At 51.1% G+C, this 26,300-nt stretch carries 22 protein-coding genes and 2 pseudogenes; 15 read left to right on the forward strand and 9 right to left on the reverse strand.

Annotated elements, in window-relative coordinates:
- Window positions 1-96: 96 nt before the first annotated feature.
- Window positions 97-588, forward strand: a complete 492-nt coding sequence (locus QT230_RS13080) for a heme-binding protein (RefSeq protein WP_308322295.1) — start codon at window positions 97-99, stop codon at window positions 586-588.
- A gap of 82 nt (window positions 589-670) precedes the next feature.
- Window positions 671-1,081, forward strand: coding sequence for a hydroxyisourate hydrolase (gene uraH, locus QT230_RS13085; protein ID WP_308322296.1), 411 nt, complete (start codon window positions 671-673; stop codon window positions 1,079-1,081).
- A 129-nt stretch (window positions 1,082-1,210) separates the two neighbouring features.
- Here the strand turns inward: uraH (QT230_RS13085) and QT230_RS13090 are convergent, their stop codons facing one another.
- Window positions 1,211-1,729 (reverse strand): AmiS/UreI family transporter, encoded by a 519-nt coding sequence (locus tag QT230_RS13090; RefSeq protein WP_308322298.1) that lies wholly within the window; start codon window positions 1,727-1,729, stop codon window positions 1,211-1,213.
- Between the two features lie 196 nt (window positions 1,730-1,925).
- Window positions 1,926-3,383: a nucleobase:cation symporter-2 family protein gene (locus QT230_RS13095; RefSeq protein WP_308322299.1), complete on the reverse strand. Its 1,458-nt coding sequence runs from the start codon at window positions 3,381-3,383 to the stop codon at window positions 1,926-1,928.
- A 488-nt stretch (window positions 3,384-3,871) separates the two neighbouring features.
- Between QT230_RS13095 and uraH (QT230_RS13100) the strand changes: the two genes are divergently transcribed.
- From uraH (QT230_RS13100) to QT230_RS13140, 9 genes are all read left to right on the forward strand, one after another.
- The gene (gene uraH / locus QT230_RS13100; RefSeq protein WP_308322301.1) at window positions 3,872-4,225 is read left to right on the forward strand and encodes a hydroxyisourate hydrolase; all 354 of its coding nucleotides are present in this window, start codon (window positions 3,872-3,874) and stop codon (window positions 4,223-4,225) included.
- A gap of 73 nt (window positions 4,226-4,298) precedes the next feature.
- A complete protein-coding gene (locus tag QT230_RS13105; RefSeq protein WP_308322302.1) occupies window positions 4,299-5,507 on the forward strand; it encodes a urate hydroxylase PuuD in 1,209 nt (402 codons plus the stop codon).
- Window positions 5,508-5,662: 155 nt separating this feature from the next.
- Window positions 5,663-6,586: an allantoinase PuuE gene (gene puuE, locus QT230_RS13110; protein ID WP_308322304.1), complete on the forward strand. Its 924-nt coding sequence runs from the start codon at window positions 5,663-5,665 to the stop codon at window positions 6,584-6,586.
- Between the two features lie 103 nt (window positions 6,587-6,689).
- The gene (locus tag QT230_RS13115; protein WP_308322305.1) at window positions 6,690-7,466 is read left to right on the forward strand and encodes an IclR family transcriptional regulator; all 777 of its coding nucleotides are present in this window, start codon (window positions 6,690-6,692) and stop codon (window positions 7,464-7,466) included.
- Between the two features lie 294 nt (window positions 7,467-7,760).
- Complete coding sequence (gcl, locus tag QT230_RS13120; RefSeq protein WP_308322306.1) at window positions 7,761-9,548, forward strand: glyoxylate carboligase; 1,788 nt, start codon at window positions 7,761-7,763, stop codon at window positions 9,546-9,548.
- 74 nt (window positions 9,549-9,622) lie between these two features.
- Entirely contained in the window at window positions 9,623-10,399 is a 777-nt protein-coding gene (gene hyi, locus QT230_RS13125; protein ID WP_308322307.1) for a hydroxypyruvate isomerase, read from the forward strand.
- Window positions 10,400-10,502: 103 nt separating this feature from the next.
- Complete coding sequence (locus QT230_RS13130) at window positions 10,503-11,387, forward strand: 2-hydroxy-3-oxopropionate reductase (RefSeq protein WP_308322309.1); 885 nt, start codon at window positions 10,503-10,505, stop codon at window positions 11,385-11,387.
- 203 nt (window positions 11,388-11,590) lie between these two features.
- Window positions 11,591-12,913, forward strand: coding sequence for a glycerate kinase (locus QT230_RS13135; RefSeq protein WP_308322311.1), 1,323 nt, complete (start codon window positions 11,591-11,593; stop codon window positions 12,911-12,913).
- Window positions 12,914-13,121: 208 nt separating this feature from the next.
- Window positions 13,122-13,838, forward strand: a complete 717-nt coding sequence (locus QT230_RS13140; protein WP_308322313.1) for a GntR family transcriptional regulator — start codon at window positions 13,122-13,124, stop codon at window positions 13,836-13,838.
- Between the two features lie 141 nt (window positions 13,839-13,979).
- Here the strand turns inward: QT230_RS13140 and aceF are convergent.
- From aceF to uraD, 3 genes and pseudogenes are all read right to left on the reverse strand, one after another.
- Window positions 13,980-15,332: pseudogene (aceF, locus tag QT230_RS13145) on the reverse strand (dihydrolipoyllysine-residue acetyltransferase); the annotation flags it as partial.
- A gap of 73 nt (window positions 15,333-15,405) precedes the next feature.
- The gene (gene aceE, locus QT230_RS13150) at window positions 15,406-18,078 is read right to left on the reverse strand and encodes a pyruvate dehydrogenase (acetyl-transferring), homodimeric type (protein ID WP_308322316.1); all 2,673 of its coding nucleotides are present in this window, start codon (window positions 18,076-18,078) and stop codon (window positions 15,406-15,408) included.
- Between the two features lie 104 nt (window positions 18,079-18,182).
- Entirely contained in the window at window positions 18,183-18,716 is a 534-nt protein-coding gene (gene uraD / locus QT230_RS13155) for a 2-oxo-4-hydroxy-4-carboxy-5-ureidoimidazoline decarboxylase (RefSeq protein WP_308322317.1), read from the reverse strand.
- On the opposite strand from uraD, the gene QT230_RS13160 reads away from it, so the two are divergent.
- Window positions 18,706-19,770, forward strand: a complete 1,065-nt coding sequence (locus QT230_RS13160; protein WP_308322319.1) for a hypothetical protein — start codon at window positions 18,706-18,708, stop codon at window positions 19,768-19,770. The two genes, uraD and QT230_RS13160, sit on opposite strands and share 11 nt — an antisense overlap.
- A gap of 2 nt (window positions 19,771-19,772) precedes the next feature.
- Here QT230_RS13160 and QT230_RS13165 read toward each other — a convergent pair.
- A pseudogene (locus QT230_RS13165) lies at window positions 19,773-19,909 on the reverse strand (IS30 family transposase); the annotation flags it as partial.
- Between the two features lie 107 nt (window positions 19,910-20,016).
- A complete protein-coding gene (locus QT230_RS13170; RefSeq protein ID WP_308322321.1) occupies window positions 20,017-20,301 on the reverse strand; it encodes a ribbon-helix-helix domain-containing protein in 285 nt (94 codons plus the stop codon).
- A 250-nt stretch (window positions 20,302-20,551) separates the two neighbouring features.
- On the opposite strand from QT230_RS13170, the gene QT230_RS13175 reads away from it, so the two are divergent.
- The 3 genes from QT230_RS13175 to gloA all read left to right on the forward strand — a co-directional run bounded on the left by QT230_RS13175 (window position 20,552) and on the right by gloA (window position 23,403).
- The gene (locus tag QT230_RS13175; RefSeq protein ID WP_308322323.1) at window positions 20,552-21,118 is read left to right on the forward strand and encodes a twin-arginine translocation signal domain-containing protein; all 567 of its coding nucleotides are present in this window, start codon (window positions 20,552-20,554) and stop codon (window positions 21,116-21,118) included.
- 47 nt (window positions 21,119-21,165) lie between these two features.
- The gene (locus QT230_RS13180; protein WP_308322324.1) at window positions 21,166-22,749 is read left to right on the forward strand and encodes a GMC family oxidoreductase; all 1,584 of its coding nucleotides are present in this window, start codon (window positions 21,166-21,168) and stop codon (window positions 22,747-22,749) included.
- A 120-nt stretch (window positions 22,750-22,869) separates the two neighbouring features.
- Entirely contained in the window at window positions 22,870-23,403 is a 534-nt protein-coding gene (gene gloA, locus QT230_RS13185) for a lactoylglutathione lyase (RefSeq protein ID WP_308322326.1), read from the forward strand.
- A 121-nt stretch (window positions 23,404-23,524) separates the two neighbouring features.
- Here gloA and QT230_RS13190 read toward each other — a convergent pair whose 3' ends face one another.
- Together QT230_RS13190 and QT230_RS13195 are read right to left on the reverse strand one after the other, a co-directional pair.
- Complete coding sequence (locus tag QT230_RS13190) at window positions 23,525-25,147, reverse strand: BCCT family transporter (protein ID WP_308322327.1); 1,623 nt, start codon at window positions 25,145-25,147, stop codon at window positions 23,525-23,527.
- Window positions 25,148-25,415: 268 nt separating this feature from the next.
- A complete protein-coding gene (locus tag QT230_RS13195; RefSeq protein ID WP_308322328.1) occupies window positions 25,416-26,231 on the reverse strand; it encodes an amidohydrolase family protein in 816 nt (271 codons plus the stop codon).
- Window positions 26,232-26,300 lie beyond the last annotated feature (69 nt).

Raw genomic sequence — 26,300 nt, forward strand, 5'->3', positions numbered from 1 at the left:
GCCGGTCTTTCACATTACAAATCTGTAATGTTGCCGTCAGGTGATTGACGAGGTCGGCATGTCAGGATGGCCCCATCAATTCATAAGGAGGTTTCCATGACATTACGACTCGCTCGCCTGCCGATGCTCGGCGCTGTTTTACTCGCCGGTAGCGCACTCGCCGATATTGGCCCTGTTCAACAGCAGAAGCTGTCGCTGGAACTGGCGAATCGTCTAGTAAGCGCCACCCTTGAGGCGTGTCATACCGACGGACGAACGGCCGTTGTGGCGGCCGTCGATCGTGGCGGCAACTTGGTTGCTCTGCAGCGCGATGACAACATTGGTCCTCATAACACTGTAGCAGCGCAGCGCAAGGCTTTTACTTCACTGTCGACGGGCACCGCCAGTCGTGAGCTGGCCGAGCGTGCCCGCCAAGACCCTGAGTCGGCAAACCTAAATACGCTAGATGAATTACTGCTGTTAGGTGGAGGCGTTCCGCTAAGGTCTGGCAGCGACGTTATTGGCGCACTTGGCGTGGCCGGGGCGGGTGGCTCTGCCATCGATGAGGGCTGTGCCATTACTGCCATCGAACGCGTCTTACCGCAATAAAACACCGGCTGTTAAGCCACCGATTGTTGACGCTAGCAAACATACATTCGCCTTTATGGCACCACTATCACAGGTGTTTTTTATGAAAACCTTATCTGCACTGGTTACCGGTATTGTCTTCAGCAGCGTTGCGGCTATTGCACAGGCAGGCGATAACCCGCTCAGCGTTCATGTACTCAACATTCAGAACGGTTTGCCATCGCCTGGCGTTGAAGTCGAGCTTGAGCGCCGTACCGATGCTGGCTGGGAGTCCTTAGCGACGGGCATAACGGATGAGGCAGGTCGTGTTTCTGCCCTTTATCCGACCAATGAAGACTTTCAGCCGGGAGTCTACCGTGTGACCTTCGAAACCGGCGACTGGTTTGAAGAGCGTGATATCGCCACGTTCTTTCCGGATGTTCCCGTGCCTTTCCAAGTGGAAGACACCGAGCAGCACTACCACATTCCGCTGTTATTAAGCCCTTATGGCTACTCCACTTACCGTGGCAACTGATCACGCTTTTTAGCATTGTTAAATAAAATAGGGCGAGCCATTAATGGCCCGCCCTGTTTTTATTACTAGTTAGACGTTTTTCAAAGAAATGCAGCTGTTCTATGAATCCAGGTTTTCTAATTCGTCGCCTCAAGCGCTAATCACGCCTAACAGTATCATTACCCCGGGAATCCAACCGGTAAAGATCGCGCAAAAAATGGTATAGGTTGCTACAAGTCGCTGAATGGGTTTTACCAGCGCTAACAGATAAAAGAAGCAAAGCCATAAAAGAGACCATGCAAACCAGTTAGCCGTATTCCATAGTTTGAAACTTTCCGCGTAGCTGGAAATTGAGTGCACCCCAATAACCGCGGCGGTGATGCTTACAAAAAGACAGAACCAGCCTAATCCTTTGCCATCCGATTTTAGCCACTGATTGGCACCTACCCAGAGATACGTTATTGAAAATAAAAGTGTGAAAGCCCCTGCGCTAATTTCAATCGAGTTACTAGGATCTTTGAAAATTAAGTGCATGGCTATAATGAAGCTGAGCAACCCAACCAGGACGTTGATGATTGAGACTTCTTGGTTGCTGATTTTTCCCAGGAGCCAGATACCATTTATAAACAAAGCAGCGCCCACATATAGCAATGTAAGACCCAGGATCATGCTAACTTGCTCCAGACATTTAGTTTTAATAAAGCCTCGTGCTCGGTCACGCAGCTTTGGTTTTAGTGGTGTTGTGCTTTTAGCTCGTTGTTAATATGCATCGCCTTGGGGCAATGCAGTTACTTGCAACTACTTGCAGTTACTTGCAGATGCTTGTGGCTAAATGGCTTCTAATTAGGTGCACATAAAAATTTTCTTAATTAGAGTGGGTGCTATTTTGTGAGATGTTCTGACTTACTTTGTCGCTGTCGGCCTTGGCCGCCTCGGCATCTGCTTTGGCAATCGCCTCTCGCTCTTTTGCCTCATCAGAGAGCGACTTTTTAGGGAGTACAATATTAAGTGTAAAAGCCGTGATCGCAGCGACCACAATAGGCGCGCCTCCAATTAAATCTCTCACCACGGCCGGAAACTGCTCAATGGCAGAGGGAACAGAAGCGATGCCTAGACTCAGCGCTAAAGAGAGCCCCACGATCGTCATGTTTCGGGCGGACATTTCATCTTTTACCAACAGCTGAATGCCTGTCATGGTGATCATGCCGAATACGGTGATGGTTGCACCACCCAATACAGGGTAGGGGATGGTCGTCATTATGGCCCCGAACTTCGGACTTAGGCCTGCCAGAACCATCAAGATCCCTGCCAGCGCCAGAACATAACGGCTAATGACTTTCGTCATAGCAACAATGCCAACATTCTGGCTGAAAGTGGATGTAGGCAATGCGCCAAAGAAAGCGCTAATAGTGGTGGACAAGCCATTGCCTAATAAGCCTCCCGTAAGCTCCTTAGTTTTTAGCTCACGGTTCATGCCGCCTACGGTGGTTGCGGATAAATCGCCAATCGTTTGTACCGAATTGATGACGCAGATAATGACCATAGAAGCGATAGCGGCTGCGTGAAATTCCATTTCGAAAGGCATTACTTTGGGGATGGCTACCCAAGAAGCATTCGTTACGCTATCGAAGCTGATCATACCAAGGGAGAGTGAAAGCAAGTAGCCGACGACGATGCCCACTATGATTGCGGACAGCTTAACCACACCTTTACCGAACTGAGCGGCGATCAATACCGTGAGTAGCGTTACCATTGCTATGATCCAATTAATTGGATCGCCAAAATTGGCAGCGTTTACATTGCCACTGCCCGCCATGTAGCGGATAGCAATATCGTAGAGTGATAAACCAATGACCAACACCACTGTGCCGGCAACAACAGGCGGAAAGAGGTGGCGGATATACTGAATGAAATAGCCCACTACCATCATGGTGATACCCCCGATCAACTGGGCACCAAGAATCCCTTCAATACCATATTGGGCTCCTACTGCGACCAACGTAGGTACATAGGCAAAGCCTACACCAAAGATGGCAGGCAGGCGGGCGCCAAATTTCCAAACGCCGTACAGGTGAAAAACGGTACATATCCCTGATGCCAACACGGCAATCTGAATAAGCAGGAGTTTCTCTTCTATGCTCGCACCCACAACGCCGGCAACGATGATAGGGGGAGTAATCACGCCAGCGATCATGGCCAGTAAATGCTGAAGAGAAAGTGGCAAAGCCTTTGAAAACCGCGGTTTTCCATAGAAATCAAAAAGCGAGGTGTTTTTCTCGTTCAGGCGTTTCCGATGCTCGGAAGAGGCTAGAGGATCATTCATGAACGGCGCTCCATTTTTATTGTATTCAAAATTTATTGATATTGATTTCATTTACTGTACACAAAAAATTATCAGAAAATAAATGAATTTGCAGTACCCCTTTATGCTTAAGGCTAATCACGTAAAAAATATCTTGGATATCTATCTAATTAAAGTAAGAGTGGCGTTTTGAAAGTAGGCGACTAAAAAATAGAATAAAATATATATTTTACAGTAACTTATATAGAAATAAGTTTTTAGTTATATTGATTGAAAAATGAGGAATTAGAAAATTTCACCCATCAGTCAGTGGCTACTAAAGTCGTAGGCACTGCCACTTGTCGTGCGATTTGAGAAAAATGTATACAAAAAATCTTTGAAATGTACTCTGTTAAGAGTTAAAAATGATGACATGTGATGGTTTGCTATTTTTGGCATTTGCTCATGCTGATTTACTAATGATGAGCCGTCCACTGGTGGCTTCTTGAGAGATGCATAGGAGAAAGGTGATGGGAAAACTTACCACTCACGTACTGGATACAGCCCTGGGGTGCCCTGGCGAGGCAATAAAAATCGAGGTTTACCGTATAGAGGAAGGTCTGCGCCAACGTCTAAAGGTAGTGAAGACCAATGACGACGGGCGTTGCGATGCCCCAATACTTGCAGGGGAAGAGTTAGTAACGGGTGAATACGAACTGGTGTTTTATGCGGGCGAGTACTTGGTGCGCCAAGGGGTGAAAACGGATGAGCCACTTTTTCTGAACGTTATACCCCTTCGCTTCGGGGTCAATGATGCCTCGCAGCATTACCATGTGCCTTTATTGCTATCACCGTACGGTTATTCAACCTATCGGGGTAGCTAGAGGCCCGCGTCTACCGAAAACAACACGTAATCCCTTTATTTAACAACAATCTAACCAAACGAGGTTTATCCTCATGCTTTCTTATATTATTGAATTTCTTAATTTGATTTTTCGATGGCTGCACGTTATTGCGGCAATCGCCTGGATTGGAGAGTCCATTTATTTTGTGATGCTAGATAATGGACTCAAAACCCCCAAAGATGAGAACTGCCGCAAGAAGGGCGTGTTTGGTGAAATGTGGGCCGTCCATGGTGGGGGGTTCTATCACAATCAAAAATATGCAACTAGCCCAGAAAAGCTCCCTGATGATCTGCATTGGTCATTTTGGAAATCCTACACGACATGGTTATCCGGTTTTGCACTGTTCATTATTTTGTACATGGTGAACCCGGGTTTCTATCTAGTGAATGCTAATAGTTCATGGGAGTGGGCTGCCAATATGACAGGGTGGCAGGCAAACATATTAGCTCTAGCCTTCTTGCTGTTCGGTTGGGTCGTTTATAACGAAATGTGTAAGCGCATTAGTCCGAACATGGAGCGTGATGGTCTCTTGAGTATCGGCGTGGCCATCATGATGATCGTCGTTGCCTACTTGAGTACTCACATGTTTTCGGGTCGCGCCGCTTTCCTCCTCACCGGGGCGGTGATGGCGACTGCGATGTCGGCGAACGTGTTTTTTTGGATTATCCCGGGTCAACGTCGCATGGTAAAAGCGATGAAGGCTGGCGAAGCGCCCAATCCCCTTGATGGTAAGCGTGGTAAACAGCGCTCGGTTCATAACACCTATTTCACCCTGCCCGTTGTATTGCTGATGATCAGCAATCACTACTCTTTTGCTTACACTCATGAGCATGCATGGGTGCTGATGACACTCTTTATCTTTGCAGGTGCATTGATTCGTCAATACTTTGTTTTAATGCATGCGGGTAAAATTCAGCCAATCTATCCCATTGCTGGTGTTGTTCTTATCTTAATCGCTTTCTGGATGGCTATGCCTGCGCAAATCTCGAATCAATCTGGCGCTCAGGCAGCAGAAAAGGGGCCTGATATCACCGAGATCGGTGCCGTAATAGAGCAGCGTTGTGTCGCTTGCCACTCGCAATCGCCGACTCAGCCAGGCTTTTCTGCTCCTCCTGCTGGTTTTGCATATGACGAAATCGATCAAATCATCAAACAGCAAGAGAGCATTAAGAAAGTCGTCGCGAGTAGCTATATGCCGCTTGGCAATATGACGAATATGACGGACGAAGAACGTGCATTGATTGAGGAATGGGAAGAGTAATCGTCTCAATAATTTATACGCATTCAAAGTCAGTGCAATTCAAAGTCAGTGCAATTTAAAGCCTGCCTTATGGTGGGCTGTACCGTTTGCTATATACATTTTTATTATTTTTAAACACTCATTAGAACGCTGTTTTATAACAAGGAACTTACATCATGCATTCGCCCAATTATCCTCGTGACCTGGTCGGCTATGGCTGTAATCCTCCTCAGGCCAATTGGCCTGGCAAGGCCAAAATTGCTGTGCAATTCGTGCTGAACTATGAAGAGGGTGCGGAGAACTCGGTACTACACGGTGATATCGGCTCTGAGCAATTCCTTTCCGAAATTTTGGGTGCACCGGCGTTCCCCAATCGCCACCTGAGCATGGAATCCATTTATGAGTATGGCTCGCGAGCCGGGGTATGGCGCATCTTGCGTGAATTTGAACGACGCGGCTTGCCGTTGACCATTTTCGGTGTGGCCATGGCGCTGGAGCGGAACCCCGAGGTGGCTCATGCCTTTCAGGAGTTGGGTCATGAGATTGCGTGTCACGGCTATCGTTGGATCAACTATCAGGAAGTGCCAGAAGCACTGGAACGCCGGCACATGGAGCATGCTATTGAGGTGTTCCAGAACCTTTACGGCGCGAAGCCGTTGGGTTGGTATACCGGCCGCGATAGCCCTAATACCCGTCGTTTGTTATTGGATCAAGGCGATTTTTTATACGACAGCGACTACTACGGCGATGACTTACCGTTCTGGACACGCGAGCAGGACAGCCAGGGCCATACGCACTCCCATCTAGTGGTGCCTTATACGCTGGACACTAATGATATGCGCTTTGCTTCGCCACAGGGTTTCAATACCGCTGATCACTTCTTTAGCTATCTGCGCGATGCTTTTGACGTGTTATATGCGGAGGGAGATGAAATACCCAAAATGCTCTCTATCGGTTTGCATTGCCGATTGATAGGGCGCCCTGGTCGCTTTATGGCGCTCCAGCGTTTTCTTGATCATATTGAAGCGCATGACCGTGTCTGGGTGACTCGACGAGTTGATATTGCCCGACATTGGGTAGAGCACAACCCCGCCAACTGAGACCGTTAATGCAGTTCTGAAGGAAAATTATTAGCAGCTGCTTACTTACAAGGTCTCTTTTTTGTTCGCCTAAAACGATAACCCTGAAGCGAGTGAACGAGCTATGAGTGATAAGGATAACAAAAAACATCTTGTACCCGCGCTTGAACGAGGACTAATGATCTTAATGGAGCTCAATCGTCATCATCGAGAGATGAGTTTTTCTGAGCTTGTTAAGCGAGTTGGTTATCCGCAAGCAACTTCACACCGAGCGGTACAGACCTTAGAACACATGGGTTTTTTGCGTCACCATCCCGTCACTGGTTTATATTCACTGGGCGTCAATGTATTACGTCTAGGTTTTGAATACGTCGCTTCGCTGGACGTCGTGCAGGTTGGGCAGCCCGTTATTGAGTCGTTGTGTGAGCAGACCGGTTGTTCAAGCCATATCGCTATTCGAGATGGGCGTGATGCCGTCTACGTGGCAAGGGTCGGAGCATCGAACGCGACTATTCGCCGTGTCAGTGTGGGAACCCGTTTACCGTTGCACTGCACTTCTTTGGGGCGAATGCTGCTTGCCGATCTGTCACGGGAGGAATTCGAAACACTTTATCCATCAGATTGCCGTTTAGATAAGGAGCCGGGCTCTCCTGCCAACAGCGATGATCTCTGGCGTTTAGTGCAGGAAGATCGGCAGCGTGGATATGTTATTGCGGACTCCTATTATCACTTTGGTATCTCTTCGGTTGTCTATCCTCTCTATAACCATGACGGCTCTATGGAAGGCGTTATCAGCATTATGGTGCCAGTACATGAAGTCCCTGCCGAAAGTCGTGACCGATTACAGAGCCAAGTAGCGGAAGCTGCTGCCACTATTTCCGCCATGTTAGGTTACGGGTGAATTTCTTAGACCATTATTTAATTTAAATTAGCTAATTAATAGGCTGACAGTCGAGACTGTCAGTCCATTAGCCCTGCCTGATTTTTGACTCATTAGCGCTATATTCTAGTCTGCTAATTTCTGAAATATCACCTTTAAGGCATTGTTAAATATAGGAATATATTTTAATAGAATATTTTATGGAAAATATTTCCATAAAATATTGACACTAGTTGAGTGGACGCCTATTTTGAATACAAGAACAAATCTAAAGTGAATACATTAATTGTATTCAATTGTTGAGGAGAAATTGTCATGGCTAAAATGACCGCTGCGGAAGCCGCCATTCACGTTCTGAAGAAAGAAGGTATCGACGTAGCCTTTGGGTTGCCGGGAGCCGCAATCAATCCTTTTTACGCTGCCATGCGCAAGGTGGGGGGGGTTGATCACATTCTGGCACGCCATGTTGAAGGGGCATCGCACATGGCCGAGGGTTATACCCGGACAAAAGCGGGGAACATCGGCGTATGTATCGGTACTTCTGGTCCCGCCGGCACCGACATGATCACCGGGCTGTATTCCGCCAGCGCCGACTCCATCCCGATTCTGTGCATCACCGGTCAAGCGCCACGGGCCAAGTTGCACAAAGAAGACTTCCAGGCAGTGGATATTCAGACCATTGCCGGGCCGGTCACAAAATGGGCGATTACAGTGATGGAGCCGGCCCAAGTGCCGCGAGCCTTCCAGAAAGCCTTTCAACTAATGCGCTCGAGCCGCCCTGGCCCGGTGTTGATTGATCTGCCGATCGACGTCCAGATGAGCGAAATCGAATTTGATTCGGATACCTACGAATCACTTCCGGCCTATAAGCCGTCTGCTTCGCGTGCCCAGATTGAAAAAGCGTTGACCATGCTCAACGAATCCGAAAAGCCGCTGTTGGTCGCGGGGGGCGGGATCATCAACGCAGATGCCGCAGAGCAGCTTGTCGAGTTTGCTGAACTTACCGGCGTGCCGGTAATTCCGACGCTGATGGGCTGGGGTACGATTCCCGACGACCACCCGCTGATGGCTGGCATGGTGGGCTTGCAGACATCCCACCGGTACGGCAATGCAACCATGCTTGCCTCGGATTTCGTGATGGGTATCGGCAACCGCTGGGCTAATCGCCACACCGGTAACGTCGAAACATATACCAAAGACCGTAAATTTGTTCACGTCGACATCGAGCCGACACAGATCGGGCGCATCTTCGGTCCCGATTACGGCATCGTTTCTGATGCCAAGTTAGCGCTGGAGCTTTTCCTTGAAGTTGCTCGTGAAATGAAAGCGGACGGCAAACTGAAAGACCGTAGTGACTGGGTGGGCGACTGCCAAGAGCGTAAACGCACTATGCTGCGTAAAACGCACTTCGATAACGTGCCGGTCAAACCCCAGCGTGTTTACGAAGAAATGAACAAGGTGTTCGGCAAGAATGCCCGTTATATCAGCACTATCGGTCTGTCACAGATTGCGGGCGCTCAGTTCCTGCACGTTTACAAGCCGCGTCACTGGATCAACTGTGGCCAGGCAGGACCGTTAGGCTGGACCATTCCAGCGGCGTTGGGCGTGTGCCGTGCTGATCCTGAAGCCGAAGTGGTGGCACTCTCCGGTGACTACGATTTTCAGTTTATGGTCGAAGAACTGGCGGTCGGGGCGCAATTCAACCTGCCCTATATCCATGTGCTGGTGAACAACTCCTATCTCGGGTTGATTCGTCAGGCCCAGCGCGGTTTTGACATGGATTACTGCGTGCAACTCTCTTTCAAAAACATTAACTACACCGACGAAGAGGCTGAATTAGCTGAGTACGGTGTAGACCATGTATCTGTTGCCGAAGGCTTGGGTTGTAAAGCGCTGCGCGTCATAAAGCCTGAGGATATCGCTCCGGCATTTGAAAAGGCTCGCGAACTGATGCGTGAACATCGCGTACCTGTAGTCGTTGAGATCATTCTTGAGCGCATCACCAATATCTCAATGGGTACTGACCTTGATGGCGTCAATGAATTCGAAGAGCTGGCTGAAAACTTGACGGATGCACCTAGTTCCATCGCCAGTTTGACCTAAGCCTAGCCCTGGTGACCACAGAGGTTCGGTACCAGGGCAATTATTATCACTAGGATAAAAACAAGGAGACTTGCATGCCTAAATTTGCCGCGAATCTCAGCATGATGTTCACCGAAGTAGACTTTCTCGATCGTTTTCAGGCCGCCGCCGGGGCTGGGTTCGAGGGGGTTGAATACCTATTTCCCTACGATTATACGGCTGCGGAAATCAAAGAGCGTTTAGTAGCCAACGGCCTTACCCAGGTATTGCACAATTTGCCTGCTGGCGATTGGGCTGCGGGTGAGCGCGGCATCGCTTGCCACCCGGATCGGGTGGAAGAGTTCCGGGTCGGTGTTGATCGTGCCATCGAATATGCCACTGCGTTGGGGTGCAAACAGGTGAACTGCCTAGCGGGTATTCAGCCTCAAGGGGTAAGTGATGACGAGGCACGCAGCACGCTGATTGAAAATCTGCGTTATGCCGCTGAAAAACTCAAGTCGGCTGGCATTTTACTATTGGCGGAGCCGATCAACACTCGCGATATCCCAGGCTTTTTCCTCAACCGCACCGAGCAGGCTCTGGCACTGTTCGACGAGGTCGGTAGTGGCAATCTAAAGCTGCAATACGACATCTACCACATGCAAATCATGGAGGGGGATCTAGCACCTACGATAGAAAAGCATCTGGGGTGTATCGCGCATGTGCAACTGGCGGATAACCCGGGTCGTCATGAGCCGGGTACCGGTGAGATCAACTACTCTTTTCTGTTCGCACATCTTGAGCGCCTAGGTTACGACGGTTGGATCGGCTGCGAATACAAGCCCAAAACGTCGACGTCGGAAGGGCTGGTTTGGCTAGAGGCGGTGCGCTGAACATCCCAAGTATGAATAAGTACGAGTTATGAATAAGTGCGAATTATGAACAAGTACGAACTATGAATAAGTGCGAATTGCGTTATCTTGAAGGAGAAAGAGCATGAGCAAGATTGGTTTTATCGGTTTAGGCATAATGGGACGCCCAATGGCAGGTCACCTGCTCGACGCGGGCCACTCGTTGGTGACCGTCAAACGCGGCGCCTTGGATGCAACGCTTGCCGAAAAAGGCATGCAAGAGGCGGCCAATCCAAAAGCGGTTGCCCAAGCGTCCGATATCATTATCACCATGGTGCCAGATACGCCAGATGTAGAGAGTGTACTGTTTGGTGAAAACGGTGTGATCGAAGGTCTCAAGCCCGGCACACTTGTCATCGACATGAGTTCCATCGCCCCAATGCAGACCCAGGCATTCGCCAAGCGCATTACCGAGGCCGGTGGTGAGTTTGTCGATGCCCCGGTTTCCGGTGGTGAAGGCGGTGCGATCAATGCCGCGCTGACCATTATGGTAGGAGCGACGGATAAAGGCTTTGAAAGCGCCAAGCCGTTGCTTGAAATCGTCGGCAAGACCATTACACACATTGGTGGCCACGGTGCGGGCCAGACCTGCAAGGTTGCCAACCAGATCGTCGTTGCACTGACGATCGAAGCCGTTGCGGAAGGGCTGCTGTTTGCTTCTAAGGCAGGTGCTGATGTTGCCAAGGTGCGTGAATCTCTTTTGGGTGGCCTCGCTCAGTCGAAAATTCTGGATGTGCATGGCGAGCGCATGATTAATCGTACCTTTGACCCTGGCTTTCGCATTCGTCTGCATCAGAAAGATCTCAACCTGGCATTGGAAGGCGCTCGTAGCCTTAACCTCTCATTACCGGGTACCGCCAATGCCCAGCAGCTGTTCCAGGCATGTGTCGCTAATGACGGTGCCGATTGGGATCATGCGGGAATTCTGCGTGCCCTGGAAAAACTGGCGAATCATGAAATCGGCCAGTGATTCCTTTCATGGCGCAGCTGACGGATTGGCGTAGGTTTCAGTAGGGTTTTACGGCGGGCATCGTTCTAGTGCCCGCCCTCGTTATTGCATGTGACTCGTTGCCATTTCCCGGTGCAAGACCGCTGTCCTGCTATGTGTCTTTCACCGGTTTTTTTGTCCCCCTTTCTTCAATTACCTCCGGCCCTTGTCTGTGGAGTCTACCGATGAATGCCCTTTTTCGCTTAGCACCCTTTACTAGTGAAGAGGCCTCACGCCAGTGGTTAGTACACTTGGCGGAAACGGCTATCGCTGCGGTGCATCCTTGCAATTTATTACCCGATCAATTGCCAGAAAAAACCGCTGGTCGAACCCTCGTCGTCGGTGCTGGGAAGGCCTCTGCTGCTATGGCGAGTGCATTAGAGTCAGCATGGATTGAGCGTGCCAGTAACACCGGTGAATCAATTGACTTGGAAGGCGTGGTGGTGACCCGCTATAAACACGGCGCTGCCTGTCAATACATTGAGGTGTTAGAAGCATCCCACCCCATGCCCGATGCGCTTGGTGAGCAAGCCGCCAAGCGTATGCTTGAAGCGGTGGAAAGCCTCGGCGAAGACGATCAAGTGATCGCTTTGATCTCGGGGGGTGGCTCTGCGTTGATGACACTCCCCGCTGTGGGTATCAGTCTGAAAGACAAACAGGCTCTTAACAAAGCGATGTTGCAGTGTGGTGCTCCAATAAGCGAAATCAATTTGGTGCGTCGCCATTTGTCGGCAATCAAGGGCGGCCGTTTGGCTGCTCACGCTCACCCGGCTCGGGTGGTGACATATCTTATTTCTGATGTGCCGGGTGATGATCCGACGCTCATTGCCTCAGGTCCGACCCTACCCGATAACTCAAAACCGCTTGATGCATTGGAGGTTCTCGAACGCCACACCATCGAGGTTCCTGATAACGTGCGTCAACATCTAATGGGTAATCACGATGCGCCTCAAGCCAGTAGTTCTGAGTTTGCACGCGACCAGACTATGATCCTGGCGCGAGCTAGTGATGCCCTTCAGGCAGCCCGGCTCAGGGCCGAAGAAAGTACGGTTGACGTCAGAATACTGGGCGACAATTTGGAAGGTGAAGCTCGTGACCTTGGTACAGCTCAAGCGCGTATGGTGCATAAGCTGCAGGGTGAAATTACACGTCCACTGCTGGTGCTTTCCGGTGGCGAGACCAGTGTCACTGTACGAGGCAATGGACGCGGTGGGCGCAATGTCGAATATCTGTTGGGGCTTTTCGACACCCTTCAGGGTGCAGAAGGCATTTACGCCCTGGCAGTCGATACCGATGGTATTGATGGTTCTGAGGACAACGCCGGTGCCGTATTCGGCCCCGAGAGCTGGGAACGTGCAAAAGCCTTGCAGTTATCAGCAAAGGACTATCTGAACCGCAATGATGCTTACAGCTTTTTCGCTGCTATTAACGATCTGGTTGTGACCGGTCCAACCAGAACTAATGTCAATGATTTTAGAGCCATTCTCGTTCTCCCTAGGCCAGCATGAAACCAACCGCTCATACTCCCATCCGTCGCACTAATACCCTGCAAATTCATGCTGTAAACCAGCATGTAAGATGAAATGGGACGCTATAAGAAATGGCTGAGTTAGCTCTTGAAAAATCACTTGCTTCAACGATAAAGCATTGATCTTATGTTGGTTGTGTTGGGGAATACATGTTAAGTTCCAGCGAGAATCGTTAGAGATAAATAATATGAACCTCGGCTGGCATAAAGATCGCTTTAATAAACCAACAGAAGGTCGCGTTGGCGACCAGGATATCGTTGACCACATCCGCTCGGCTGTACTGATGCAACGCTTGACGCCCAATACTAAATTACCTGAAGTAACGCTAGGTGAAGTATTTGGCGTCAGTCGCTCGGTGGTGCGTAAGGCACTAACTCGACTTGATGCCGAGCATGTTATTGATCAACGTCCCAATCAGGTCGCTCGCGTGCGTGCGCCTTCAATCGAAGAAACTCGAGAGACCTTTTCTGCACGCAGGTTAGTCGAAGGTGAAATTGTTGCACTACTTGCAGGCAAACTTGATACTGGCACTAAGAAGGCACTGCAACAGCAAGTCGAGCTTGAAAAGCAGGCTTATGAAAATAATAACGAACCTTCACGCATTGAACACTCACTGAATATTCATCACCTCTTTGCGGAACGTGCCCCTAACAGTATCTTGGGTGCGATGCTTACCGATCTAGTATTGCGTACGTCTATCGTTATTGCACTTTATAAACCTCCAAGTTTATTGTCTTGTTACTTAGAGGGTGATCATGCGCAACTACTTCTGCATCTTGTAAATGGCGATGCGGAAGCAGCTCGAAATGCCGTACATACCCATCTGAATAGCTTAGAATCTTTACTTGTGCTCACCTCGAGGGAGCCCGATACGGATCTTATGGCCATTTTGGGGGGGAGTTAATCTATTGGTTAATCAAGCGGATTTTATTCTTTATTAATGCTATTAGAGTTTAAATCACTTATTTTGCTCATGCTTTATTTAAATAAATAAACGGCGCCTATTAAAGGCGCCGTTTGTACGTCGCATTTTTATCGCGACTCATTACAGCAGTAAGCGACGAATATCGGTCAATGCATCGGCCAGGAAGGCGGTAAAGCGTGCCGCGTCGGCGCCGTTGATCGCACGGTGATCGTAGGAGAGCGACAGCGGCATCATCAGACGCGGCTGGAAGGCGCTACCGTCCCATACCGGCTTCATCTGCGCTTTAGAGACCCCCAAAATTGCCACTTCCGGGGCGTTGACGATCGGTGTAAACGCCGTGCCACCAATTGAGCCAAGGCTCGAGATAGTGAAGCAGCCGCCGGTCATCTCGTCGCGCTTGAGCTTTTTGGTCTGCGCTTTCTTGCCTAGCTCGGCCATCTCCTTGGCAATCTCGATCAAGGATTTTTTATCGGCGTTGCGTACCACCGGCACCATCAGGCCATCGGGCGTATCCACGGCAATCCCGATATGAACATAGTTCTTCCATACCAAGGTCTCACCGTCGCCCTTCAAGCTGACGTTGAACTGGGGGAGTTTACGCAGCGCAAAGGCACAGGCTTTAACCATGAACGGCAGCGGGGTCAGCTTGGCACCTTGGGCTTCGGCCTCGGCCTTCATCGCTTTGCGGAAGCTCTCAAGCTCGGTGATATCGGCCTCATCGAACTGCGTCACGTGGGGTACGTTGAGCCAGCTGCGGTGCAGGTTAGTAGCCCCTGCTTTAAGCAGGCGGCCCATCGGTTTCTCTTCCACGTCGCCAAACTGGCTGAAGTCGACCTCTGGGATGGCGGGAATACCTACATCACTGCTCGCCGCCGGTACTGCTGCCTGGGTGCTACCTTGGTTGGCAATCGCCTGCTTCACGTAGGCTTGCACATCTTCTTTCAGCACCCGCTCTTTCGGACCGCTCGGCTTAATAAGATCCAGGTCTACGCCAAGCTCACGGGCCAACATACGTACGGCAGGGCCTGCATGTATCAGCTTGCCATCGCGGGGCTTATGGGCAGCCATTTGCGCTTCCGGACTTGGCGTGCCTACAGGAGAAGGAGCTTGTTTTTCCGGTTCTTCAACGACGGGTTCTTTAACGACGGACTCTTCAGCGGGCGCTTCTTCCGGCTCACCGCTGGTCTGGCTAGCGGCTTGCTCTTGCGGTGTGTCTGCTTCAGCCGATGTATCGCCGCTGTCTTCGCTGCCTTCGACGTCCAGCTCAACGATGCCATCGCCTTCCGAGACCGTATCGCCTTCTTTGACCAACACTTTAAGCACCTTGCCGCCTTTCGGGGCCGGTACATCCATGCTGGCTTTGTCGGATTCCAGGGTGATTAGGGTGTCTTCCGCTTCAATGACGTCGCCTTCTGACACCGCAATCTCGATAATTTCGACATCGGTATCGCCACCGATATCGGGAACTTTGATGATTTCGCTACTCAAGGTTGCGCTCCTTTAAGATCGGGTCGAGCCGGCGGGCATCTGCCCGCCGGGCAGCGGGTCAACTGGTCAGCGGGTTCGGCTTGTTGGCGTCGATGCCGTACTTCTGCAGCGCTTCGCCGACATGCTTGCGATCAAGCTCACCGCGGTCAGCAAGCGCCTTCAGCGCCGCCACGGTGACGAAGTAGCGGTCTACTTCAAAGAAGTAGCGCAGCTTCTCGCGGGTGTCGGAACGGCCAAAGCCGTCCGTGCCCAGCACGGTGTAGTCACTCGGCACCCAGGCACGCACCTGGTCGGCGTAGAGCTTCATGTAGTCGGTAGAGGCAATCACCGGGCCGTCACGTCCTTCCAGGCATTTCGTGACGTGGGGCTTGTTGCCCTTGGCATCTGGGTTCAAGAAGCCTTCACGCTCCAACAGCAGCGCTTCGCGGCGCAGTTCGTTAAAGCTGGTCACGCTCCAGATATCTGCGCCAATGCCCCAGTCGTTGGCCAGCAGCTCCGCAGCCGCTTCAACTTCGCGCAGGATGGTGCCTGAGCCCATCAGTTGCACGCGGCCTTTGTCGCCTTGCGTTTCGTTGAGCAAGTACATGCCTTTGACAATATCGTCGGTGGGCACGTTGTCGATTGCCGGGTGCTCGTAGTTTTCGTTCATCACCGTCAGGTAGTAGAAGCAGTTCTCTTTGTCGGAGAACATGCGCTTCAAACCATCCTGGAGGATGACCGCCACTTCGTGGGCATAGGTGGGGTCGTAGCTACGGCAGTTGGGAATGGTGGAAGCTTGAATCAAGCTGTGACCATCTTGGTGCTGCAGGCCTTCACCGTTGAGCGTGGTGCGCCCGGCGGTGCCGCCGACCATAAAGCCGCGGGCTTGCAGGTCGCCAGCCGCCCAGGCCAAGTCACCAATGCGCTGGAAGCCGAACATCGAGTAGTAAACGTAGAATGGCAGCAGGGTGACGTTGTTGTTGCTGTAGGAGGTCGCGGCGGCAATCCACGCGGACATGGCGCCCGCTTCGGAAATCCCTTCTTCGAGAATCTGGCCTTTCTGATCCTCGCGATAGAACATGATCTGGCCTTTATCGACCGGCTCGTACTTCTGACCTTCTGAGGTGTAGATGCCGAGCTGGCGGAACATGCCTTCCATGCCGAAGGTACGCGCTTCGTCGGGAATAATCGGCACCACGTGCTTACCGAGCTTCTTATCCTTTACCAGGCCGTTGAGTACGCGCACAAAGGCCATAGTGGTGGAGACCTCACGGCCTTTGGAGCCGACCATTTGCGAGGCAAAGGTTTTGTCCTCAAGGCTGGGGATTTCCAGCGCCTCAAAGTCACTGCGACGGCTCGGCAGGTAGCCGTTTAAGCGTTCGCGCTGCAGGTGCATGTATTTCAGCTCGGGAGAGTCTTCTTCCGGCTTGTAGTAGGGCACGTCTTTGAGCTGCTCGTCGGTGAGCGGAATGCCAAAGCGGTCGCGGAATTTACGCAGCGCTTCGTACTCCATACTCTTGACCTGGTGGGACTCGTTGGCCGCTTCGCCATCGCCGCTGCCCATGCCGTAGCCTTTGACGGTATGCGCCAGAATCACCGTGGGCTTGCCGTTGGTTTGGTTGACTGCTTCATGGTAGGCGGCGTAGACCTTGAACGGGTCGTGGCCACCGCGGTTGAGCTTCCAGATATCTTCATCAGACAGGTCGTTGACCATCGCTTCGGTTTCGGGGTACTTACCGAAGAAGTGCTCACGGGTGTACGAACCGCCGTTGGCCTTGTAGTTCTGGTACTCGCCGTCAACCGCTTCGTCCATGCGGTTTTGCAGGATGCCTTTCTTGTCCTTTTCGAACAGCGGATCCCAGTGACGGCCCCAAACGACCTTAATCACGTTCCAGCCAGCGCCGCGGAAGACGCCTTCGAACTCGTCCATAACGCGCGAGTTGCCGCGCACAGGGCCATCAAGGCGCTGCAGATTACAGTTGATAACGAAGATCAGGTTGTCGAGGTTCTCGCGACCGGCCAGCGAAATGGCACCCAGGGATTCCGGCTCATCACACTCGCCGTCACCCATGAAGCACCAGATTTTGCGGTCGTACATATCCTTCAGCTCACGGTGATGCAGGTACTTCATCACGTGGGCTTGATAAATGGCCTGAATCGGGCCAAGCCCCATGGATACCGTGGGGAACTGCCAGTAGTCCGGCATCAGCCACGGATGCGGATAAGAAGATAGCCCATCGCCGTCGACTTCACGACGGAACCTGTCCATCTGCTCTTCTGACAGACGGCCTTCCAAGTAGGAGCGCGCGTAAATACCTGGAGCGACGTGGCCCTGGATATAAATCAGATCGCCTTCAAAGTCACCTTTGGGGGCGCGGAAGAAGTGGTTAAAGCCCACATCGTATAACGTAGCGGATGACATAAAGCTGGCGATGTGGCCGCCCAGCCCTGGGTTGGCGCGGTTGTTACGAATCACCTGGGCAATCGCGTTGTAACGGATCAACGACCGAATCCGGCGCTCCATAAACAGATCGCCGGGCATCGGTGCTTCCCGATGCACCGGAATTGTGTTTCGGTGCGGGGTTGTCACCGAGAAGGGCACCTTCATACCGTCCCGACGCAGGCGATCCGCCAGGCGGGTCATCAGGTAGCGTGCACGATCTTCGCCCTCACGATCCAGCACTGATTCCAGGGATTCCAGCCACTCCGTGGTTTCGAGCGGATCGAGATCTTCTCTTGTCTCCAGACTCATAGAGGTCTCTCCGAATGACGAAAAAGAGTAAGCCTTGCAGCCTGAAGGGCCGAGCACCACAGGTCAGGCTGAAAGGGAAATACAAGCGCTAAGCGCGTGAGGATTTACGCGGACTCGGCCGCACGCATGTGCAGGCGAAAGCGCGCTATCTGGATGATTTGTTCGATAGCGGTTTGACGCTCGGTAGCGGCGTCGTTTTCAAGACGCTTTTCGAACGCATAAAGGATGGCGTGCCGATCGAGCCCTTTAACGGCAATAACGAAGGGAAAGCCGAACTTATTTTGATAAGCCAGATTCATTTGTTGGAAGCGCTCAAACTCAGCAGCGGTGCACTGATCTAGTCCTGCACCCGCCTGTTCACGGCTAGAGTCATGGGTTAAATCGCCTGCCAAGGCGGCTTTTCCTGCTAGATCGGGGTGAGCGCGGATAACGGCAATTTGCTCATTGATATCTGCGTTCCAAAGCACTGCTCCCATGCAGTCTGCCAATACATCGGCATCATCATGCTGGGCAGTAAGACCTTGTTTCCAAGCTGTTTCTGCTACCCATGGCGAGTGTTCAAATATATCGCCGTAATGGATTAGAAAGTCTTCTAAGCCAAGAGTGCTAGGACGGGCGGCGTTTAGAATGTACGACATTAACATCTCCTTGTGTATATTATTATCTTTTTTATTGTATACAAAAAATAGTGCTAAATGTACTCTGAGAAATGCTGTTATCGCAAAAAAACGTTTTTTCATACCAGAAAAAGTATGCAAGCGCTCAAAAATGTGCACAAAAACAAAATCTAACGAAAGGGGTTTTCGCATGTGGAAGAGAAACCGAGTAGTGGCTCAGAATTTGTCAGTGGCTAAGTATTTGTCAGCGGCTACGTTTATTGGCTGTATGTCGACAGGAGCCCATGCGGCGACATGGAGTGATACGTTCGTAGGTTATCGCTACGGAACACAGTTTACAGAGCCTAATAACCCCGAAAATGTGGAAAAGCATATTCTCCAGTTCGCCCATGTCAGCGGTTACTCCCGGGGCCAGAATTTTTTCAATCTGGATGTGTTGCAGTCCAGCAGTGCGGATCCTGCCAATAACAGCGATACGGGGGCAACAGAAGCGTATTTGGCATACCGTCATCAGCTGCATGCCGGGGGCGTATTTGATGCGCCGGTCGCTTTCGGGCCCGTTCGTGATATGGCGCTGACGTTTGGGTTTGACCTCAATACTAAAAACACTGGCTTTGCGCCGCGCAAGCGTCAACTTTTGGTGGGGCCAACGTTTAAATTTGATGTGCCACGTGGCTTTGTCGATCTCAGCCTGCTTTATAGCCGCGAGTGGAACCACTGTGGCCTGCCCCCTTGTGGGCTGCCAGAAAATCAGAACAGCATTTCGTTTGATCCCTATTACCAAATTAACTTGGCCTGGGGATTACCCTTTGAAGCTGCCGCATTACCGCTAAAATTCCAAGGCTTCTATAACTATAACGGTGCCAAAGGAGATGATTACTTTGGTGTGTCGACCAAGCCTGAGCAGTTAATGCGCACCTCGCTTATGCTGGATGTAGGGCAGGTTGCGTGGGGGACGGAAAACTCACTATGGGCAGGTGTTGGCTACGAGTATTGGCGCAATAAATTTGGCAATCACAATAAGCCAGGAGTTGATACCGACGCTATGACGCTGAATATCGAATGGCATTTCTAATTTTAACAATCTAAATGCTTAGCCATCAGTTCGCTTATCACTTCTATCGGACATTTAAAGACAAAGCGTTTTGAGGGAGGATGCTCCGCTCGAAGGCAATAGCATCTAGCTCTTCCTGGCTATGAGCGAAGAGATCCGTTCATTTCGCTCGGTCAGGGGGCTAGGGGCGAGAATTCACCACTCCCCATCGATTTAATGGACGGAAAGGAGCCGTTGGGCGCTAGTTGCTTTCACGATGAGGCTGAATTAAGCAAATCGCGCGGCAGGTTTAGCGCAGAGCTGAAGATGCACAATACAAGCCACTCTTAATAGTGATGTCAGATTAGTCACCTCTCCTTTTGATAACAAAACTTCGTTATAGAGCTTGGAAATAAACTGTCCTGTCGAGAGATGCTGATCATAAGCGAGCTGGTCTAGCACTTCCCAAAACTCATTTTCTAATCTGACGCTGGTGACTTTGCCCTCTAAGCGCACAGATTTTGTTACGCATTCATAGCGCTCTGGATTGGTTGAAGCGTAAATATGACACATATCAAATCTCCATTAGCTTAGGCGAAGCCATGCTGACCTATTAAAGTACTAACAAGAATACCCTTCGTTGTGTGCATACGCTTTCCATTCACACTAGACCATAGTCGACGTAGTAATCCACTGTTACCCACCGTTCTTAGAATGAGTTTAGTATCAAAGTCAGATGCTCGCGCACATTAAGCATCCAAACCACAACAATAATTAATGCCTGGAGGTTAATTAACTGCCAGGCACACAGGAGAAACTAGCGATGAGTTCAACCGCTATCTCGCGTCGCGTTTTCCTTAAAGGAAGCGGTGGCGTACTGGCAGGCACCCTGGCTTTCACCAGTGGGCCTATCGCTCTACTTGCACCGTCAACCAGTTGGGCAATGCCGCTTGATTCTTTAAGCACTCGGCAGGGTGACGTCTTGCTTGCGGCAGTGAAACACATTTTTCCTCACCCTGATCTGGAAGATGCTGTCTATGCCCATGTTGTAGAAAGCTTGGATAAAAAATCCGCAAATAGCGAGTTTCACAAGCTATTGCATGATGGAATCAACGCTCTAAACGATGGCTCCGAAGGTGACTGGTTAGCTCTCGACAAAGCTAAGCAGCTAGAACAGCTAACGTTGATGTCCAACACCCCCTTTTTCCAGGCAATCCGGTCTGATGCCGTCGTATCACTTTACGACAACCCTTTGGCATATGCCCATTTCGGTTATGGCGGAACCGAAGGTGATGTCGGCTACCTCCACAATGGTTTCAGCAACCTGACCTGGCTACCCGAGCCTCAAAAGCCTGAAGGTGGCTACTTACCGAATGAGGCGGCCGGCTAGAAAATGCCAAAGCAGCACAACAATAATAATTTTTCGGAGACACCCAGATGACCATGACAGACAAGCAACAAACGTTTTCTTATGACGACAACAGCGTGGCTGTGGTCATTGGTTCGGGAGCTGGCGGAGGCACTCTGGCCAATGAGTTAGCTCAACAAGGTATTGATGTAGTGGTTTTGGAAGCAGGTGCTCTGCATACCCGCGCCGATTTTTTAGCCGATGAGTGGGCTGCTTTTTCACAGCTTTCCTGGCTAGATAATCGCACAACCTCAGGGAGTTGGCGTATAGCCCGTGATTTTCCAAACCTGCCCGCTTGGATCGTAAAATCAGTAGGCGGTACCACCGTACATTGGGCGGGTGCCAGCTTACGTATTCAGCCGCATGAATTTGCCGCGTTAAGCACCTATGGAGAGATACCAGGGGCGAACTTACTCGACTGGCCGGTAAGCTATGATGAACTTGCCCCATACTATGATAAGGCCGAGCGACGCATGGGGGTCACTCGTACGAACGATAATAAAGGTCTTCCTGGCAACAATAACTTTAAGGTTATGAACGCTGGCGCTAAGAATTTGGGGTACTCCTGTAATACAGGCCATATGGCGATTAATAGTGAAAATCGTGATGGGCGGGCGGCATGTCAGCAACGAGGGTTTTGTTTCCAAGGCTGTAAAATGGGTGCTAAATGGTCAACGCTGTATACCGAGTTACCTGAAGGAATCGCAACCGGGCACCTTGAATTACGCCCTGAAAGTCACGTTACGCGTATAGAGCACGACGACACGGGCAAAGTAACTGAAGTCGTGTACTTTGATGCTGACGGTAATGAACAACGCCAAAAAGCACGCATGGTAGCCGTTGCAGGGAATTCAATTGAAACCCCTCGACTACTGCTTAACTCGGCAAGCAATATGTTCCCAAATGGACTGGCTAACGGCTCCGATCAAGTGGGGCGAAACTATATGCGTCACACCACCGGATCAGTATATGCCACGTTCGAAGAGCCTGTGCATATGTACAAGGGGACTACCATGGCGGGCATCATCGCTGACGAAGCGCGTCACGACCCTTCTAGGGGATTTGTCGGCGGCTACGAAATGGAAACTGTTTCGCTGGGTCTGCCCTTTATGGCCGCTTTTCTTGATCCGGGCGCCTGGGGGCCGCGATTTGCAGGCGCGTTAGATCAGTATGATCATATGGCTGGTATGTGGATAGTAGGTGAAGACTTGCCCCAAGCAACGAATAGAATAACGCTAAATGATGACGTTAAGGATCACTTTGGTCTTCCCGTCGCCAATGTGCACTATGACGATCACCTCAATGATATCGCTATGCGTGACCATGGCTATCGCCAAGGTGCTGAGCTCTACCGCTCAGTAGGGGCAAAAGACATTTATGAGGTGCCGCCCTACCCCTCGACTCACAATCTTGGCACCTGTCGAATGAGTAAAAACCCTGATGACGGTGTCTGCGATGGTTATGGTCGCGCGCATGAAATTCCGAACTTATTTATTTCTGACGGCAGCCAGTTCACGACCTCAGCAGCAGAGAACCCAACATTAACTATCGTCTCGCTGGCCATCCGTCAGGCGGAGCATATTGGGCAACTGATGAAAGACGGCGTGATTTGATTGGTTTGTAGTTGTAGTACTTGGTTGTAGTACTTGGTTGTAGTGCTTGGTTGTAGTACTTGGTTGCTGCGTATAGCTACTTAGCACTGCCGTTATATTTATGATTAAAAGGAGTGATTTATGGATTTGAAGGGCGAAAAACATCCCAGTGTAGAGTCTCCAACTGCCGACTCAGCAGGCTTTTGTCTTAACCATACGATGCTACGCACAAGAAATCCTGACATAGCACTTGCGTTTTATTCGCGGGTATTTGGCATGCAATTGCTGAGGCGGCTCGATTTTGAAGAGATGCAGTTTTCGCTTTATTTTCTGGCCAATCTACAAGGTGATGAGGCAGTCCCTGAGGACAAGGGCGAGCGCACCGTATGGACCTTTCAACAGCGTGGGCTACTTGAGCTAACCCATAACTGGGGAACCGAGCAGCAGGAAGATTTTAACTACCATGATGGTAACGCTGAGCCTCAAGGTTTCGGCCATATCTGCTTCAGTGTGCCGAACCTGGAGGTTGCAGAAAAATGGTTTGATACAAACAACGTCACCTTTATTAAGCGCTCAGACCAAGGAAAAATGAAAAACGTTATTTTTGTGAAAGACGCGGATGGTTACTGGATTGAAGTGATCCAGGCAGATCTATTAGCAGAGCTTGGTGATTAATAGATAGCCATACCATACGACCCCGTTTGTCCAGCTTGTCACAGGCTCAAACTGCCTAATGCTCCAGCTGAAAATGAAAACAGGGGCCTGCGATTTCTCGCAGGCCCCTGTTTTTTTTCATCTAGTCTCCCGGCCTTAGCTCTTCCTGTTTGGGTGGGCGGCCTACCTGCACTTCACCGAGCTCCTCTTGGGAGAGGCCGCGGTACAGTGCGAACATCATGATAAACACCAAAATAAACATCGGCAGGCCGATAACGGTGATGACCTCCTGTAGTGCGGTAAGCCCGGCCTCGCCTGCTAGCACGATCAGCATGGCGGCCAACATGCCCTCAGAGACACCCCAGAATACCCGCTGGTGCCATGGGCCGGGGTCTTCGCTTCCGGTACACAGCATATCGACGACCAGCGAGGCGGAGTCTGATGAGGTGGCAAAGAAGATGGCGACGATCACCACCGCCAGGCCCTGAATCAAGGTAGCGGCGGGGAAGTTCTCAAAAAACGCAAACATGGCGAGCGGAATGCTTTCGGCGACGGCTGCGGATATGGTACCGGCTTGCTCGCCCATGGCTGCCCGGGCACCGGCTCCAATGCCGTCAATTTCCATCGCCGACCAGCCGAAGATCGCAAACCAGATCAGGGTAAAAATGGAAGGGGCGAACAGCACGCCCAGCACAAACTCGCGAATGGTGCGACCGCGAGAAATCCGCGCTACAAAGATGCCGATGAACGGTGACCAAGTGACGGTCCAGGCCCAGTAGAACACCGTCCAACTACCTTGCCACCCCCAGGCGCCTCCTTCGCTGGAGTAGCGTGCCAGGGTGTCATTCCAGAAAGCCATGGGCAGCAGATTGGTAATATACAGCCCAAAGGTTTCGACAACGGCGCGTAAAAGGAAAACGGTAGAGCCGGTAAACAGCACGAAAAACAGCAGGCCAACAGCCATGCCGATATTGATATTGGAGAGCAGTTTCACGCCTGAATCCAGCCCCGCCACGATAGATCCCACGGCGACGGTGGTCAGTACGGCGATGATCAGCACCTTCGTTATGACGGCATCCGGAACACCAAACAGCTCTGTTAGACCCGCATTGATTTGTTGGGTGCCCAAACCGATAGAAACCGCCACGCCAAACAGGGTGCCGAGAATGGCAAAGATATCCAGGGTTTTGCCGATGGGGCCGTAAATGCGATCGCCTAAAAATGGGAAGAATACCGAGCTAAAACGCATCGGCAGTTTGTAACGATAGATAAAGTACGCAAACGCCAGCCCCGGCATAGCGAAAATCGCCCAGGTATGCAGCCCCAGGTGGTAGATCGAAAAGCTCATAGCATCGTCAGCGGCGTCTACAGAGAAGGGCTCCACATCTGGCCGCGGGGGAGCTGCAAAGTGGGAAATCGGCTCGGCGACCCCCCAGAACATCAACACCGTGCCGATACCGCCAGCGAATAGCATGGCGAACCAGGAGGCGTTGGTATACGCCGGTTTGGCATCATTGCCCCCCAGTCGAATCGACCCAAAACGGCTAATCGCCACCCACAGCAGAAACGCTACCCAGCTTGTTACCCCGAAAATAAAAAACCAGCCAAGGTTAGTAACGATCCATTGCCGCCCCGCCCCGAAGGCTTCGCCTATGGGGCCCGGCGCAATCAACAGCGCCACTAAAAAAAGGATCATAATCCCAGCAGAGGTGAAAAATATGGTGGGATCCGTCTTGAGGCCCAGCTTGCGCGCAAGTGCATCCATCGTTACGTCTCCCGTTGTTTTTTTCACGTCCCGTCTTTAAACAGCTTCTATAACAACGTAGGAGTTATAGGCCGATTACGCCAAGCTGGGCGCAGACAAATTGAATGCAAATCTTTAGGGGCAGCCTTAGCGGGCAGGGATACACTGCAGCTCGGCCAATGCCTGACTGAGCCCTGAATGGAGTAGGGCGAGGACGTAATGGAAAAAGGAGAGTAGCAGTTGGCAGCTGCGGTTTTCTGCTACGAATATAGCGCTATTTCAGCTTTCTTTAGCGCTTGCTATACAAAGAACCTAGCCGAAACAAGGAGCGAGGGCTCGTATCAAGAATGTGCTGGCGATCATCAGCATCGCTAATCCAGTGATTGAGCCAACCGTAAGTATCGCGGTAAGTATGTTTATCCTCATGCCGCGTCCACGGCCAGTCGCTGCCCCACACCAATTTATCGCGCCCAAGATGATGTAATAGAGCTTGAACATGCGGCTTTAGGTCGGCCACCGGTGAGCGATAGGGGGCCGAGAGCTTCACCCAGGTTCGTTCTGCCTGCCCGGCCTCAAGTATCAGACGACAGCCTGGGTCTTGCATTGGCACGGCCTCAACGGGTAGGCCAATATGATCGATGACTAACTTCACGCCATGCTCATGTAACGCTGGAAAAATTTCAGGCAGCCGGTTGCCTTCCAGGTGCAGCTCAAGATGCCAGTCCATGGCTTTAAGATGATCCAGAAAGTCTATCCATTGAGGATCCTTGAGGTTGGGCAATTCGCTTCGCCCCTCGATGAGATTCCACCTCACCCCCACAATACCAGCAGCATCAAGCGCGGCTATTTCCTTAAGCGTTGTCTCCTTGGCTAGCTGAACGACGCCACGATATGAGTGATCCAGCTTGGAAAGAATTTCAAGCAGTTGCCGATTGTCATTGCCCAGAAAGCTCGGTTGCACCAATACGCCACCGCTTAATTGGCAGCTGACGAGATGTTCTTGCCAATCCACAAGCGGCGCAGGACGGGCGGGGCTGTAGTTTGACCCTTGGACGTTGTTAACAGGCCCGTAAACATGAGCATGACAATCAAAACCTGCTTTCACTTTTGGCACCTCATAACGTTATACCTGGAGATTTCGCATCGGCTAGCTTGTTATACATAAGTCTAGTTC

This window comes from Halomonas sp. SpR8 (assembly GCF_031010195.1).
In the GTDB taxonomy this organism is placed as follows: domain Bacteria; phylum Pseudomonadota; class Gammaproteobacteria; order Pseudomonadales; family Halomonadaceae; genus Vreelandella.